14 protein-coding genes are annotated in these 16,405 nt (G+C 40.8%); 7 read left to right on the forward strand and 7 right to left on the reverse strand.

The genetic code is table 11. From position 1 onward, the window contains the following. Positions 1 to 43 precede the first annotated feature (43 nt). The 5 genes from EHS11_RS01450 (at position 44) to EHS11_RS01470 (ending at position 5,619) form a co-directional block, all read left to right on the forward strand. Positions 44 to 1,924, forward strand: coding sequence for a polysaccharide biosynthesis protein (locus EHS11_RS01450; protein ID WP_210413603.1), 1,881 nt, complete (start codon positions 44 to 46; stop codon positions 1,922 to 1,924). After that, positions 1,921 to 2,397 (forward strand): ClpXP protease specificity-enhancing factor SspB, encoded by a 477-nt coding sequence (locus EHS11_RS01455; protein WP_135762631.1) that lies wholly within the window; start codon positions 1,921 to 1,923, stop codon positions 2,395 to 2,397. Before EHS11_RS01450 ends, EHS11_RS01455 begins: the two co-directional genes overlap by 4 nt. Next, on the forward strand, positions 2,394 to 4,004 hold the full coding sequence (locus EHS11_RS01460; protein WP_135762632.1) for an NCS2 family permease: 1,611 nt from the start codon (positions 2,394 to 2,396) through the stop codon (positions 4,002 to 4,004). The genes EHS11_RS01455 and EHS11_RS01460 overlap by 4 nt, the downstream gene beginning before the upstream one ends. 94 nt (positions 4,005 to 4,098) lie before the next feature. Beyond that, positions 4,099 to 4,989 (forward strand): protease HtpX, encoded by an 891-nt coding sequence (gene htpX / locus EHS11_RS01465; RefSeq protein ID WP_135762633.1) that lies wholly within the window; start codon positions 4,099 to 4,101, stop codon positions 4,987 to 4,989. Positions 4,990 to 5,085: 96 nt separating this feature from the next. After that, complete coding sequence (locus EHS11_RS01470; RefSeq protein ID WP_135762634.1) at positions 5,086 to 5,619, forward strand: adenine phosphoribosyltransferase; 534 nt, start codon at positions 5,086 to 5,088, stop codon at positions 5,617 to 5,619. Between the two features lie 3 nt (positions 5,620 to 5,622). On the opposite strand, the gene EHS11_RS01475 is transcribed toward EHS11_RS01470, so the two are convergent. Then, entirely contained in the window at positions 5,623 to 6,660 is a 1,038-nt protein-coding gene (locus tag EHS11_RS01475; protein WP_135762635.1) for an ATP-binding protein, read from the reverse strand. Positions 6,661 to 6,730: 70 nt separating this feature from the next. Between EHS11_RS01475 and EHS11_RS01480 the strand changes: the two genes are divergently transcribed. Then, positions 6,731 to 8,251: a S1C family serine protease gene (locus EHS11_RS01480; RefSeq protein WP_425460524.1), complete on the forward strand. Its 1,521-nt coding sequence runs from the start codon at positions 6,731 to 6,733 to the stop codon at positions 8,249 to 8,251. Next, positions 8,248 to 9,735 (forward strand): PDZ domain-containing protein, encoded by a 1,488-nt coding sequence (locus EHS11_RS01485; RefSeq protein WP_135762637.1) that lies wholly within the window; start codon positions 8,248 to 8,250, stop codon positions 9,733 to 9,735. Before EHS11_RS01480 ends, EHS11_RS01485 begins: the two co-directional genes overlap by 4 nt. Here the strand turns inward: EHS11_RS01485 and EHS11_RS01490 are convergent. The 6 genes from EHS11_RS01490 to EHS11_RS01515 are packed head-to-tail and all read right to left on the reverse strand — an operon-like array spanning position 9,727 to position 16,403. Then, entirely contained in the window at positions 9,727 to 10,953 is a 1,227-nt protein-coding gene (locus EHS11_RS01490; RefSeq protein ID WP_135762638.1) for an AZOBR_p60025 family cell surface glycopolymer formation protein, read from the reverse strand. The two genes, EHS11_RS01485 and EHS11_RS01490, sit on opposite strands and share 9 nt — an antisense overlap. A 4-nt stretch (positions 10,954 to 10,957) precedes the next feature. Next, positions 10,958 to 12,487 (reverse strand): cupredoxin domain-containing protein, encoded by a 1,530-nt coding sequence (locus EHS11_RS01495; RefSeq protein WP_246047506.1) that lies wholly within the window; start codon positions 12,485 to 12,487, stop codon positions 10,958 to 10,960. A gap of 5 nt (positions 12,488 to 12,492) precedes the next feature. Beyond that, positions 12,493 to 13,206, reverse strand: coding sequence for a glycosyltransferase (locus EHS11_RS01500; protein WP_135762639.1), 714 nt, complete (start codon positions 13,204 to 13,206; stop codon positions 12,493 to 12,495). Positions 13,207 to 13,214: 8 nt separating this feature from the next. Continuing rightward, complete coding sequence (locus EHS11_RS01505) at positions 13,215 to 14,252, reverse strand: NAD-dependent epimerase/dehydratase family protein (RefSeq protein ID WP_135762640.1); 1,038 nt, start codon at positions 14,250 to 14,252, stop codon at positions 13,215 to 13,217. Beyond that, the gene (locus tag EHS11_RS01510) at positions 14,249 to 15,715 is read right to left on the reverse strand and encodes a glycosyltransferase family 2 protein (protein WP_135762641.1); all 1,467 of its coding nucleotides are present in this window, start codon (positions 15,713 to 15,715) and stop codon (positions 14,249 to 14,251) included. Before EHS11_RS01510 ends, EHS11_RS01505 begins: the two co-directional genes overlap by 4 nt. Before the next feature lie 34 nt (positions 15,716 to 15,749). Continuing rightward, positions 15,750 to 16,403 carry a hypothetical protein gene (locus EHS11_RS01515; protein WP_135762642.1) on the reverse strand — a complete coding sequence of 218 codons (654 nt, stop codon included), beginning with the start codon at positions 16,401 to 16,403 and terminating at the stop codon, positions 15,750 to 15,752. Positions 16,404 to 16,405: the final 2 nt, after the last annotated feature.

Here is a 16,405-nt window from a genome sequence, read left to right on the forward strand (position 1 = left end):
TGTATTTACAAGGAATTTTGCAGAATTTACACTATTTCCAGCAATGAATTCAATCCCAAGACGTTACTGGGTTTTCCCAATCGACATATTCTTCATGGTATTGTCCTATTTTCTCGCACATTTGGTGAGATTTGAAGATTTTCGATTTTTGGAAAACAAGGAATTATTCTTCACCTGCACAGCAATTGTAGTGATCAGCCGTTCGGTGGTATTTTTTCTTTCCGGAATTTACAAATCCCTTTGGTCCTATGCTTCCCTTCATGACCTTTTGGAAATCATCAAGGCGACTATTTTATCTTCTTTGGTCTCTACCATTGCCATTTTATTTTATAACCGTTTTTCCCAAATATCAAGGATGGTTCCCATCCTCGATACTCTCATTCTACTAGGATTTTTATGTTTAAGAAGTTTGAGTTGGAGAATGATTCGGGATCAGATTTTCCGAGCGGGAGCCAAAGACGGAATTCCCATTCTACTCATCGGTGCAGGCAAGTTAGGCGCTACTTTTTTATCCGAAATCAGAAGGCATAGCGAATTGGATCTGCACCCTGTCGGATTCCTCGATGACAACCCTTCCAAAGTAGGCGGATACATTCAAGGAATACCGATCCTCGGTGTTTCCGAAAGCGCGGAAGATTTCATTTATAAATTCGGAATTAAAAAAGTGATTATGACGGTTTCACAGCCTGACGGAAGGATTGTGAGCAAACTCATGAAAATCTGTGACACTGCAGGGATCGAATTTAAAATCTTGCCTTCCTTTGGTGATTATATTTCGGACAAACCGAAGATCACCCAACTAAGGGAAGTACAAGTGGAAGATTTACTTGGGCGGCCGACAGTGGATCTGGAAGTGGAATCCATAAGATCCTATCTGGAAGGAAAGGACATCCTGGTCACCGGTGCCGGCGGTTCCATCGGATCAGAGATCTGCCGTCAGGTCGCATTATTCAGACCGCGTTCCCTGATCCTCTTGGACGCCGCAGAAACTCCCTTATACGAAATTGATTATGAACTTAGGAAAAACTTTTCGGCGTTTGCCATCGAATTCAAACCTGTGATGGCGGATGTGAAAAATCTTTCCCGATTGTCTTCCGTATTTGAAGAACACAAACCCTCGGTAGTTTTTCATTCCGCTGCATACAAACATGTTCCCATGATGGAAATCAATCCTTGCGAAGCGGTATTGAATAACGTAATGGGTACAAAAAACGTAGCGGACGTGTCCCGCCTAACAGGCGTAGAGAGATTTGTACTTATTTCTACGGACAAAGCGGTAAATCCTGTGAATGTAATGGGAGCTTCCAAACGCGCGGCAGAACTTTATTTGCAACATATTTCGCAAAATTCCAGAACCAAATTCATCACGGTTCGTTTCGGAAATGTCTTGGGTTCCAACGGATCGGTAATACCCCGCTTTAGGGAACAAATCAAAAGAGGCGGGCCCGTGACTGTCACCCATCCTGAAGTCATCCGCTATTTTATGACCATACCGGAGGCAACACAATTGGTTTTGCAGGCGGGATCCATGGGAGAACACGGTGAGATTTTCATACTCGATATGGGAGAACCTGTAAAAATCGTATCTCTTGCCGAAGAAATGATCAGATTGTCTGGATATACTCCTCACCAGGATATTAAGATCGAATTCACCGGACTTCGCCCGGGGGAAAAACTCTTCGAAGAACTTATGTTAGATCAAGAGGGAATCAAGAAAACCCATCATCCTAAAATCAGGATCGCCGCTCCTCTCGAATCTTACAATCTTCTATTATTCCAAAATAAAATGAATAAACTTTTCTCTTTGGCAAAAGCAAATAAAGACAAGGAAATTTTCCCTAGTTTCAAAGACATCATTCCTGAGTACAAAATTCATGATGAATATCTGGCATGGGAGACAAACGCTGGTAAAAAGAACCTATGAGCCAAAGTTTAAGCCCCGAAGAAATCACAACCCTACGTGAATTCAAAAGACAACTTTTCACCCTATATTGGGAAAAATTCGGAATATTCTATATTCACGTCATGCCACACCCCAAACTGGAAATCGGGAAAAGAGGACTTCTCAATGCGGAAAAAGAATCGGGCATTGTGCTAGTGTTCGGCGACAAAGCGGTCAAAGTATTGGACAGCCAGCCGGATTATTTGTTTGCAGAATTACAGTTCGGTTCCACATGGGAGCCTACGATTCTTCCTTGGGATGCCGTATTTCGTATTTATGATAAGTTTCAAAATTCCGCTTCTCAGCTTAGATTTTTGCAAGTGGATTCAGGGCTGGACGAGCCTCCCACAAAAGACGACAAAAAACCGGATCTGGCAAAAGAGCCGAGCAAACCGGACTATTCTGAAGAAGGAAATGTGATTCGTGTGGATTTCGGAGGAAAAAGGAACGAATGAATTATTTTTCAATCACACGAGGTGATATTGACGGATTTTTCGGACTGATGGTGGACAACCTCATCCAATTGCTTGTTTTAACAGGACTTTGTATCGGACTTTGCGGTTTCCCTTTGGAATTTGTTACTTCGGTCGTTTTGCCCGGAGCTGCCATCTCTCTTCTTATCGGAAATTTATTTTACTCATGGCAGGCTTATCAATTAGGCAAAAAAACAAACCGAACAGACGTTACAGCCCTCCCTTACGGGATCAATACGGTTTCCTTGTTCGCATTTATATTTTTTGTGATGTTGCCTGTTTACCAAGCGACGGGAGATTATAAATCCGCCTGGAAGGCGGGACTTCTTGTTTCCTTTTCTTCGGGGCTTATCGAATTCTTCGGTTCGTTTTTTGCGGAAAAAATCAGAAAGTCAACTCCTCGTGCCGCTTTACTTTCCGCCCTGGCGGGAATTGCAATTACTTTTATCTCTATGGACTTTTTATTAAGAACATTCGAACACCCGTTAGTTGCTTTTGTTCCTTTGGGTGTTATACTTTTACAGTATTTCGGAAAAGTCAAATTTCCTTTTGGCATCCCGGGGGGACTCGTTTCTATCATCCTCGGGATCATTCTCGCGTATGTTTCAGGGCTTTTGGGAGAACCTATTTTTCAGGAAGGAGCGTTTGCTCGTGGTAAAGAAACAATCGGGTTTTATCTACCTCACTTGGCAGTAGTAGAACTTTGGGAAGTATTGAGTTTTGCAAATGTAAAAACATATTTTGCAATCATCCTGCCTATGGGTGTCTTCAACGTAATAGGTTCCTTGCAGAATATCGAATCCGCAGAAGCCTCGGGCGATAGTTTTGACACCAAATCCTCGTTACTTGTAAACGGGATAGGTACCTTGGCAGGAACTTTTTTCGGGTCTCCTTTTCCAACTACAATCTATATCGGACATCCCGGCTGGAAGGGATTAGGTGCCAAACACGGCTATTCCGTATTAAACGGTATATTTATAACATTTGTTAGTGTTTTTGGGCTTATGGGGATTTTGCAGGCAATCATTCCGATTGAAGCCGGCATGGCGATCGTACTCTGGATCGGAATTATCATTGCTTCTCAGGCATTTCAAGCCAGTCCTAAAAACCATTCCCCCGCAGTGGTAGCCGGTTTACTTCCTGCATTTGCCGGATGGGCGGCTCTTATCATTCAAAATGTATTTTTCTTTTTGGATGGGAGATTGCAGGCGATATTATTGGAATTGGAAACTCCCAAATCCTATCATTTTAATTTATCAGACCTTTCCCCGCACGTTCCTTTTTTACCTTATGCTTTGGGAGGAGTTCTTTCCTTGTCTCAGGGATTTTTACTTACTTCCATGATTTGGGCCGCGATGGTGGTTTTTCTTTTGGAGAGAGATTTTTTAAAGTCTTCGCTTTGGGCTTTGATCGGTACAACTTTATCGTTTTTCGGATTCATCCATGCATACGAATTGGCAGGGAATGCTATTTTAAACCGATTTGCATTTTTCGTTTCCTGGCAATTTCCAGTAGCCTACCTAGCCTTAGCATTTCTCTTTTTCCTGACGTATTTGATAAACCGATACTCCCCGGACAAGAAATCCTGAGAAAAGGCTTGTATATTTTTAGAAATCAGGCGTTCTTGAAAGTCTAAATATTAGAAGCTCAAGAGCATTTAGCTATAAGGAGAGCAAACTTCCTATGACCTGGATCAAACGAATTGGTTTTTTCCTACTTACAAACATATTAATCATGACTACGATCTCCATCGTAACCAACGTGCTTGGTTACTTTGGGTTCGGTATACAAGCTTTCGGTGTAAACTTAACTCAACTGATCGTATTCTGCTTGATGTGGGGTATGGTAGGATCTTTCATTTCCCTCTTCCTCTCAAAGTACATGGCAAAATGGTCTATGGGTGTAAAAACCATAGATCCTAAAAATGCCTCTTCACATGAGATGGAAGTGTACAGAAGAGTTCAATCTCTTGCACAAAGGGCACACCTTCCCATGCCGGAAGTAGGTATTTACGATTCACCTGAAGTGAACGCATTTGCTACCGGCCCGAGCAAATCCAGTTCTCTCGTTGCTGTTTCCACAGGACTACTCAACAGAATGAGCGGTCAAGAATTGGAAGGAGTTTTAGCACACGAATTATCTCACGTTGCCAACGGTGATATGGTGACGCTGACTCTCATCCAAGGTGTCGTGAACTCATTCGCCATGTTTATTTCCAGAATTATTGCAATGCTTATTGCCAATTCGGTGAAAGAAGAGATGGCACATATGGTGCGTTTTCTTGTAACGATCGCCCTAGACATTGCATTCTCAATTCTAGGTTCAATCGCGGTTGCTTACTTTTCCAGAATCAGAGAATTTCGTGCGGATGCAGGAGGAGCGAAACTTGCCGGGCGTGAGTCCATGATTTCTGCTTTGGAAGCTTTGCGCAAAGTAATAGACCAGCCCGCAGATGAAAGGGGCGCAGCACTTGCATCTCTCAAGATTTCTTCTAAAAAAGGCGGTTTCTTATCATTGTTTGCAACGCACCCTCCTTTGGAAGAAAGGATTTTGGCACTCAGACAGATGAGATAACCGAAAAAGAAAAAATTTCTCAAATGCGAGGAAAGGTCGGGAACTACCCGGCCTTTTTTTATTGTCAAAGCCGGACAAAAATGAGATTCATTTCTTATGTCTATTGTAAAGTCCAAGATACGAACCATTCCTGATTATCCAAAACCTGGCATTCTTTTCCGTGATATAACTTCCCTGCTCATTGATCCGGAAGCATTCCGACTTACAATAGCCATGTTTGTAGAACGTTATCAAAACCAGGGAATTCAAAAGGTAGTTGCCATTGATGCACGAGGGTTTATCGCTGGTGCGGCACTTGCCTTCCAATTGGGAGTGGGATTCGTTCCTGTCCGAAAAAAAGGAAAGTTACCTGGCAAAACGATTTCGGAAGCATATGCTTTGGAATACGGAGTAGACCATGTGGAAATCCATATAGATGCAATTGAAGAAGGGGAAAAAGTAGTGATCATGGATGATTTGATTGCTACCGGAGGAACTTTGGAAGCGTCCATCAAACTTGTGCAAAGCCTGAAAGGTATCATTCATGAATGCGCAACCATTATCGACTTACCTGATTTAGGTGGAGCAGTAAGAATCAAGGAAAAATATGGAATCAATGTTTATTCCATCTGTGAATTCGAAGGACATTGAAACTCAGTGAAAACTTTTCCAATTTTCGGATTTGGATTTGTCGATTCGGATACATATTTCATTTCCTAAAAAGTTCCATCTGACAATAAATAGTTTTTTCAAGATATGAATCCCTCTTCCCGTAGAAACCATTTTCCTATCGGTGTTAAGAGGGTTTGGAACCAAACGAGGATTAAATCCCTTGCCTCTGTCGATCACGTAAACATCTATATATCTAGCTGATTCGAATACATGGACAGTGATCTTGTCATCCCCTCGTTTGCCGCCGTGCTCCAATGCGTTGTCCAGAGTTTCATCCACCAGAATCTGAAACCAAAAAGAGTCCATGACGGATTTCCAATTCCTTTTTTCGTATAACGTCCATAAGTTTTGTTTGAGTTCTCTCGAGCCTTCGGAGCTGGCATTGTCGTAATCTTCGAAAATTTTCTTCGAAGTTTCGAATAGATATGAAAACGGGTGAGTTAAATAATCCGGAGTAAATGAAAAATGAATCAGAAAAAACACAAAACAAAGTAAAAAACACAAATCACAAAAAACTAAAAATTGTAAGTAGTAATGATTTAGATTCGGAATGTAATCATCGCTTGAAAAAAGATAAATAGAAAACAGGAAGGATAGAATCACAGAACCACAAGCACTGTACATAAATTTGGAGATCGCAGGAAAGCTGAATTGCAACTTAATCGAAATCACGGAAGCAAATGCAAAAAATGAAATCGCATAGAAAGCAGGATAAAATATATTTAGAATTATATCACTTGCAAGAGGATTCATTTCGTTTGACAATCCCCAGTCGATGAGAAGGAGCATAGTGCCTGCGCCTAATATAAATGATACTAACAAGGACAAAGAAGGTTTGTTTCTGAAATAAGTGGGAAACTGAAGTCCGAAATTAAGAAGTGCAAAACAAAAAATAATAAGAAAACTGGGAGAAGTATGCGGATTCGCCAGATACTGAAATTGAAAAAGGCTAGAGTCTAATAGAACACTGAGATTCCCTAGAGAAAACAAGCCTGTGAGAATGCTAAAACTAATTTTCATAGGTGTGCGGGGATTTTTACTAAATGATACAACCCCTGCAATTGCACTAAAAACAGTGGTAGATACCAAAATGCTTAATTCAAACAAACCCATGGCGTTACAATTGAGAAAGTTTCTTTCTTGTTTTACCCTTGTCAGCCTAATTTTTTCATCTTGCACTCTTTTTGCCGAAACACCCGCCTTAGCAGAAGCAGGGATGTCGATAGAAACAATCAAAAAAGCGGTAGTTCAGATCAAAGTGTATTCTCAATCCAATGACCCCTATTCTCCTTGGTTATCCGGTAATGTGACAAGCGCGACAGGAACAGGATTCCTAATCGGCAAAAACAGAATACTAACAAACGCTCATGTTGTATCCAATGCAAAATTCATTGAGGCGCAAAGAAACAAACAAACGGAATGGTATGAACTAAAAACTGTATATATCGCTCATGATTGCGATCTTGCTATCCTGGAAGCAAAATCAGGATCCTTTTACGATGACAATTATGAGTTTTCATTTGGAGATATTCCCGAACTGGGAACACCAATCGATATAGTCGGTTATCCGATCGGTGGCAGCAAAATATCCATTAGTCGGGGAATCGTATCGCGTATTGAACAGTCGACTTATGCTCACTCTCAAGTGGATAGTCACTTGGTAATCCAAGTGGATGCAGCAATCAATCCCGGAAATTCCGGCGGGCCTGCTTTGCAAAACGGAAAGGTGGTCGGGGTCGCTTTCCAGGCAGCAACTAAGGGTGAGAATATAGGATACATCATTCCTACTAACGTAATCAGTCATTTTTTAAAAGACAGCGAAGACGGAAAATACGACGGTTATGTGGAACTGGGTGTGCATGTTCAGTCCTCTTATTCGCTTTCCCATAGAAAGTTCAGAAAAATTCCCGAAGATGCTGAAGGAGTTTTTATAACGAACGTTTTGCGGGGAGGTGCGGGAGAAGGATATCTCTATCCGGGAGATCTGTTGTTATCCATCGATGGTATGCCTATCGGAAAAAACGGAACTGTTGCCTATAATTCCGAATCCAGAGTCGATTTTATAGAAATTGTAGATAATAAATTTGCGGGAGAACAAATCAAATTCGAACTGATTCGGGACGGCAAACGTTTGAATGTGTCTTTTCCTGCAAAGAGAATGGAAGATTTGGATTATATGCGGTCCAGTTACGATCGTCCCTACCCATATTTTATTTTTGCAGGCCTGGTGTTCCAGCCTCTCAATCGGGATCTATTGGAAGCCTGGGCAAGAGTCGGTCAAACTCAAGGTGGAAGCCAGTTTTTATATAGATTTCAAAATTTTCCCGAGATCAAAGAGAACCAAAAGGAAGATGTTGTTCTATATAGAAAACTTTCGCATCCTATCAATTCCGCCCTGGACTATTATATCAATATGACGGTTTCCGAAGTGAATGGTAAAAAAATTTCCAACTTAAATGAAATGATCCGGCTATTGCAAAATTCAAAATCCAAATACGTTCGAATTTCTTTTTTGGATTTGCCTCTTCCTTTGATATTAAACTTGGAAGATACCCTGAAAGCGGACGAAGAAATCAGAAACGCTTACAACCTAACAGAGACCAATAAATGAAAATCATACTAACGTCTGTTCTATTTTATTTCTCCCTTTTTTCCGTAGAAATCTTCTCCAAATCCGTTCCGGTTGGCAAAGACGATAACTTTATCGTTCAGGTGAAATCAACGGTTCAATATCCCAATTTCATCCAACCCTGGCGTTTCAAAAACCCGGAAACCCGTCATTCTTATGGGGTAGTTGTCGGAGAAAATCTCATTCTGACTACTGCACAAACAGTTTACTACCAAACCAATACCGAAGTTCAAAAATTCGGTTCTTTGAAAAACTATACCGCAAAATTGATAAAGATAGATCATGATTTGGGACTTGCTCTTTTGAAAGTGGAAGAAAAGGAATTCGGAACGGGACTTACACCCATCCAATTCGGCTCCGAAATATTTTTGGCTTCTGCAGGAGTTGTGTTGGAATATAAGGAATTTCGAAACTTATCTGAAAAAAAAATCAGAACCATCAAACTGGACGTAGATACTTATGCAAACGGATATATCGAACTCCCTTATGTAGAAGTTCAATCCGATGACAAACTGGAAGGAATCGGAGAACTTATTGTAGACGAAGTATCAAAGATACCGCAAGGAGTTTTGATTTACTTCAAAGATTCGCAAAACACGGGAAAGATGGTTCCCAACTTTACCATCAATCAATTTTTGAATTGTAACGTTACAAAAAAATGTTTCTCGTACAAAGGATTCCGCTTCCGCCCTTTGACGGATGCGCCTTCCCGAAACTTTTACGGAGTCAAAAAGGAAAATTCAGGAGTTTTGATTGCGGAAATTTATCCCGAATCATCCGCTTCTTCTTTATTAAAATTGGAAGATGTACTTTTGGAAGTAGGTTCCCATAAGATCGATCCCAAGGGATACTTCGAACATCCCAAATACGGAAAAATCCTGCTCTCCTATCTGTTCCATTCGGGAGAAGATTTGGGTTTCGGCAAAGATAAGAAAATCCCTCTGAAAATATTAAGAAACTCCAAAATCATGAATGTCGATTTTGAAATGGAGGCTTTCCCGGAGCCCGCAGTGAGAATTCCGTTCGGCAATACAAGATATAGAAAACCGGAGTACTTGATGTTAGGCGGTATTGTGTTTTTGGAATTATCCGAACATTACCTTATGGAATTCGGAAATCAATGGAGAACCAGAGTCAGCAAACAATTGCTCTATCTGAATGATTATCACAGAATCAATAACACGGGAGAAACAAAAAAAGTCATTTTACTTTCCCAGGTTTTACCCCTACCGGGAAATCAGGCATATCATTCTTTACAACAAGTTATATTGAAAAAAGTCAATGGCAAAGAACCGAAAGATATTAAAGAACTATTTCAGATAGCAACGGAAGGCGAAGATCCTTTTCTCGTCATCGAATTGGATGACGGAACTCAGGTGGTTTTTGAAAAAGAAGAGATTGCAAACTTAAACAAAGAAGCGATCAAGGTTTTCCATATCCCGAAACCGCATAATCTGTCAGAGTGAAGTGCCTACCTGATATAACATAGATTTTGTTATAAACAGAACTTTCAAAAGGAAAAGTCCGAGGATCAAAACTATCATAAGAATGTATTCCTTATGACGGACTGTTTCATCTTCATTGATAAGAAGAATCAAAGCTGGAATGGAAAGAGTAAACATTCTCGATACATTCTCGTATACCGACCAAAAATGATAAAAACCTCCGGTTCCTATCATAAACATCACAAGCAGGATAGTAATTCGGAATTCCCAACCTTTCTTCAATTTGCCTGTAAAGACAAGAAATGTTCCCAGAAAAAATAAAATCAGCAGGGGAAAGCGGGAAAGAATTCTTGCCGTTTCTTTAAACCCCGATCCGTTTTGCAAACTGACAAAAATCGATTCGGAATAACGAATCATTCCCTCCAGAGGCAGTATAAAGTCCGTTAGACGAGCAGCCCTCCAATTGGGGAAACGATAGGAAAGATAAGAATGCCAAAGGATAGGTATGACTAAAGTAGCGGCAACTGCAAAGATCTGTTTCAGATTCTTTTTCGATAATGCTTTCAATCCCAGAGGAAATAAGAAAAAAATTGCGGGCTCTTTGGTAAGGATCGCCAGGCTAGACAAAAGAATAAATAAGAGAAAATTTTGCTTTTTAAAAAAATAATAAGCAAGAATGACAAGAGACACCATGATCGAATCACTTACCAAAACATAATAACTCCCCAGAGAAAAAGGATTCAGAAGATAAAAAATTGCCAAATAACTATAATTAGGGGAAAGAAGGGACCTGAGCGCAAAAAAAGACAAAACAAGAAACAATATATTCCAAAAATACATTCCGAAAACGGAAAACTTCTCACCGGCAAATCCGAAAATAGAAATCAAAAACGGGTATCCGATTCTTGGAGCGCGATAGGACTCATCAAACCCTTTGGGCCAATCCAAAGAAAGGTTGGATAGTGATCTGGAAAAATAATAAAAGATCTGGCCGTCATAACCCGCGCCCAAATCGCCCTTCTCTCCCAAAAATACGATCGCATTTTTGGGAGTTTCCTTTTCATTCAATAATGCGAATTCCTTTCCAAAATTCACCATACATGTGGGATTCCATTCGTATTTCTTCCAATACCCGAAAGTAACCGAGCCCCATAACAAAATGAATACGATAAATAAAATCGGTAACTTGGAATCGAGTTTCCGGAAACTGTCTGTCAGAATATTGTATACAAGATTCATATTTTTACCTGGTTTTCGAATTTGCCAAAATGATCGCATTCAGATCCGACTGAAAATAGGAAGCGCCTTCATAAGTCAGATGGTGTGGATCAAAAAAGAAACGTTTGTCGGGAATGTAATTGGTTCTGTCATAGAGTTCATGTCCGTTTTTATCCAAACCAGTCTTTAAATAATTTTTCAGTCCGAAAAACCATTTACCCTTCGAATAAAGAGAGGCTTCTATCGGATTTTCAGGAGAAAATACAACCAGGAAAGGAATGTTTTTCTCTTTGAAATAAGCGGAAAGTTGAAGGACTCGATCCACTTCGGGCCAAGATTCAAAGCTAAGATTGTTTACTTCCTTTTTTTTGGAATGAACCAAACGCAGACGATGCAATTCCTTTCTATGTTCCGCGTTTTCCAACATTCTTTGGAAATAATCCTTATCGTATTCTGCGGAAGACATTCTTTGAAAACGGGATTCATCGAAGTAGGATTTTCTTGAATACGATCTGTCGTTATAAACCGGTGTTTTGCAAAAATAATGAGACAAACGGATACCTACGGGGTAATCCAATCCTGTTCTATATAAATCAACTTCTTTGGCAGTATTTATCCCTTGCAAGATCCGCATTTTCAGATAAAAACCGGAACTCTTAACACCTAACTCCTGCCAATCGATCGTAGCCCAACCCGACTTAGGAAATAAAACTTCTTTTCTGGAAACAAGCGAAGCCATCTGTGCCTTATTAAAGACGGAAAATTCGATTCTTGTATTTGCTTTGGGAATAAAGACGGAATCATCCTGTTTGTTTCCCGTTTCACAAACCATTGTCGCTTGCCCGAGTGTCCAACCTTTCGCCCAAATTCCTTCCCTCGGCAAAGAACCTTCATACTGGTGAAAACTCCTGCCGCTTCGGAAATGGTTTTCGACGAATGCATCGATCGGATCCCAAAAAAAAGAACGATACCGACTAACATAGAATAGTGATTTGCCGGCCAGCTTGGAAAGACGTTTTCTATCCAAATCGGAAAAGTATTCGGACAAGTAGGAAGTAGGATAAAAAGTTTTGGCGGGATAACGGTCCGCAAATTCAAGCAGCCATTTGGTTTTATCAAATTGCAATTTCCCATTTTGAAATTCAACGTATTCCCATTGAAAATCGGCAAAATTTACAAGATAAACAACTAACTTCGGTTTTAAGGAAGAAAGGTTTTCCTTATAATAATACAAATCACTCGGCGCCATCGCCACATGGGAATAAAAATCAGCATGAAAAGCACCGTTCGCCCTTTCATTCATTTCTTCCGGTAATGCGGAATACAAAGCAACGGAACTACCGGCGATGAGTACCTGATTGCCGTAATTTTCCGATTTGATATTTCTCCTTTTTTTTTCAAAATTATACCATGGAGAAGTATCCCATTCCATTTCATTCGGAAAAAGAAAATATAGTTTTTCAAAAACAATATAATCCAGAAGGAATGTAGCACCACTTAACAGGACGAAAACGGCGAATGTTCTGAATTTTAAAGATGCAAGCAGGGATTTCACAACAATCAAACGCTGAATCCGAATTTCCGTAATAAAAGTTTTTTGGCAAATTGAATGGCGAGTTTTAGTACTTTGGAATTAAAAGAACTGTTCGAAAATACGTAACTGATCGGTATTTCTTTGATCGTTCCGCCTTGCAGAGATACAACGGAAAGTGCTTCCATATGAAAATCGAATGCAACCGATTCCAATTTATGATCCGCAATTTTTTGAAATGCCCATTTGGAATACCTGCGATAACCGGAAGTACAATCTTTAATCCCGGGTCCTCGCAGATTGAATATACCTTTGGAAAGACAATAATTCATCGCTCTTGCGGCGAGAAAAGAAACTACCTTGCGGTAGAAGGGAACATTCAGAGTTTCTTTTCTACTTCCGATTAACAAGTCACAGTCGGCAAAATTGATAAAATCCTTGAGCCTTCCCGCATCATGGGAAAGGCCCGCATCCATTGTGATCACCCAATCGTATTTTTTTTCCACGGCAAGTTTCATTCCATCCTGGATGCCCCCCGGGATATGTGTGTTTTTTTCATGCCGAATCACAAAAAGTCGTCCCGGGAATTCTTTCTGAAGTTCTTTCAGAATTTCCGGAGTTTTGTCTTTGGAAGCATCATCCGTCACGGAAACATCCGCATGAACGATAGCTCCGCGCACAACTTCTTCAATCGTAGAATCTTCGTTATACGCAGGAATGACGATAAGAGTTTTGGAGCTCACTGAAAGATCTAGCCTGCGATATTAAAGACGGATTTTTCGGATTCAATCCATTTGAGAAGCCTTGTCACACCTTCTTTCGGTCTTATGGAAGGAGCGAATCCGAATTTTTTAGCCTCGGTAATGTCACATACAAAGTATCTCATATCTCCCGGTCTTTCCACTTCGAATAAGATCTCTTGCTTTTTGCCCAAAATCTCACCGATCAACTGGATACATTCCAATAGCGAAATCTTATGCGCGCTCGCCCCGCCTATATTATAAACACCAGGTATCGGGTTTTTAAAAAATGCCAGATAAGACTGTGCTCCGTCCGCCGCATGAATGATATCTCTGGTTTGTTTTCCGGTTCCAAAGATACGAAGAGGAAGTCCGAAAACGGAACGAATTGCAAAATTCGCAACCCAACCGTGATCTTCCCCACCAAACTGGCGTTCTCCGTAAATTCCCGTAAAACGGAAGCTGGCTGCCTTGATACCGTACATATCGGAATAAGCCCGCACATAATGTTCCGCACTCATTTTGGAAGCATGCAGAGGAGATATTTGGCCCACCATTGTACTTTGAGTTTCGGGGATTTCGACGGGAGTTCTTTCGTAAGAAGTTGCTCCTTCTTTCAGACTCGCATTGATGGAGTTACCGTAAACATGAATGGAGGAAGTATTTACCACAGGAATGTTTCTTTTGCGTGCGACTTCCAAAACGTTGAAAGTACCGAGTACGTTTGTGGAATAATCCAGTTCGGGATCTTCCCAGGAAATGGTCATCGCAGGTTGTGCCGCAGTATGAACGATAAAATCACATCCTTCCGTTCGATCCAAAAGATGTTCCTGGTTGCGAATATCGCCCTTTACCATTATAACACCGAGTGATTTCAAGAAGTTCCAATTATAATCGCGAGTTGCATCCGTACCATAACCGGTTCGTTTCAATTCGTATTTTGTCATACTGTCAAAGCTGACCACATCCCAGCCTTCTTTTCTAAATAACTCGCAAACATGAGATCCGAGAAAACCGCACCCGCCAGTAACTAATACTTTCTTAGTCATTCTTCTTCCCCTAAGGATAATTTCTTTCTAATGATAATTCCGAATATTCCCCAAGCATCTTTAATCATATCCCGTAAACGGTAGACCCCTACGTTCACAGGTTTGAAATAAGAAACAGGGATTTCAATACAACGCATATGGGAACGAACAATCTCAATCATCAGTTCCACTACGAATTTTTTGTCATGCACATCTAACTGAGATTTGATTTGAGAATAAGATTCCTTCCAGATGGCAAAAAAATGACAATCAGCATCAGTGAATCTCGGTTCTTGTCCCCACCAGAACAACTCGACCATTTTGCCCATAAACAAATTGACCAGCCGATACAACGGGCTAAGATTGCTACCTTGCTCGATCATTTGTCTTGTAGTTCTAGTTCCGATCACCATATCCGAATCTTTCATATATTCTATGAGTTTGGGAAAATCTTTGGAGCGAAAAGATCCGTCCGGAGAAACAACTACAATGATATCACCTGACGCCTGTTCAATTCCCTTCCGGACCTGTTCGCCCAACCGTCCGGAATCGCCTTCTCCGTGAAAGGTGATAACTTTTACTTTTTCTTTTTTGCTTAAATTTACGGTGTCATCCTTGGATTCGTTGTCGATGACGATGACTTCGTGAAATTTGTCTTTAAAATCGACAATCACGTCCGTGATGGATCTTTCGTTATTCAATGTAGGGATCACAAGAGAGGTTTTGAATTTGGGAAACAGATCGTTCCTGACTTCATAAACCGCATGATGATAGTCTTGCATGGAATTGATATTGAAGTATTCGCAAGACAGCTTGGTGGCATAAACTCCTCCGGAAGATTCCTTTGCCATTTTATCAATAACATCTGTTATCTCAATTACTCCTGATCTTTGAGAAGGAGGTGTCTTTCCAAAATATTCGAAAAACATCGGAGTAAAAAGATAAGTACCAAGACCCAAAAGCTCATTCGGAGGATCTTCCGGTTTTTCCACCAGATTCAAAATCCGATCTCCTCCGAGTTCTACGGAATAGTTTTTTCGGATTCTGGACAATAATGAGGTTTTTACAATTCCGATGGAAGCTGCAAGCTTAGGATAAAGTTTGATCGTTTTTAAAAAATTTTCATGATCCGTTTTATAATAAAACTCATCTCCGAGGATTGTGAGAAACGGTTCCGCAATCTCATCGCTGAGACTGGCCACATCCGAAGCAAGACCCTTTTCCGTCCAATGTTTGGATTCAATACAAACTTTAGGAATGGATAATCGGATATGTTCGATTTCGGCAAGTACCTGTTCTTTCAAGTGACCAACCAAAATGTACACCTTTTCCACACCAAAGGTTTTATAGAGCAACTCCACATTTCTGTGCAGGATGGTCTTTCCTTCGATATCAAACAGTGGTTTGGGGATGAAACTAGTTCGCGGATATGCTCTCGTGCCTTTCCCGGCAGCGGCAATTACCCCGATTCTGATTTTTTTCAATGTAAAACGAAGGTCTTTCCATTTTGGTTCTGGGTCAATTAGAAAAGGTTCGTTTCCATCTGTAGATGGAAGGTTTGGAAGCCTCCGATTCTTGAATTCGGCCTTTCCAAGGCTTCCAAAGGCCCGATTCCCGATCCCAAACTTGGAGCGGGCTTTGGTTGCCAAATCCATTCAAATGAAACCCCCAAATCCCCTCTTCTTTTCCATTGGGAAGCGGAAACGATATCCCTATCGGTTCGGAAGACACATCAGCCAAAAAAACGGGTAAAGGCAGGTCTTTGAATGTTCCTGCCAAGCTGGAATTCAACAAATGGCCGGAAGCATCCGTTTGCAATGCAAATCGGAGATGTTCGCAGTCAAACCGGCGCAAAAGTCCCTTTTTCTTTTCAAATTCCTTGCTAGCGCGAATTTGGCAGGAGTCAGGAACCAAAGTCCATCCGCCTAACTCGTCACTTGCGATTCCGGAATACAGAAATTCTTCCCAGCCGATCTGATTGTGATATCTCAATTCTTGTGCTAAAAAAACATATTTGTCTTTTTCTTTGCCGATTGCCACACCTAGAAAAAGGAAACCATTTTCCGTTTTCATCTCGTCGGATAAGTAAAGACCCGATTTTGTTTCAGAATAGATTCCAAACGGCAAAAAAAGAAATTGAACCAGACCGATCGCCAGAATAAAATTTCTCATAG

Source organism: Leptospira ilyithenensis (genome assembly GCF_004771005.1).
Classification (GTDB): Bacteria; Spirochaetota; Leptospiria; order Leptospirales; family Leptospiraceae; genus Leptospira_A; species Leptospira_A ilyithenensis.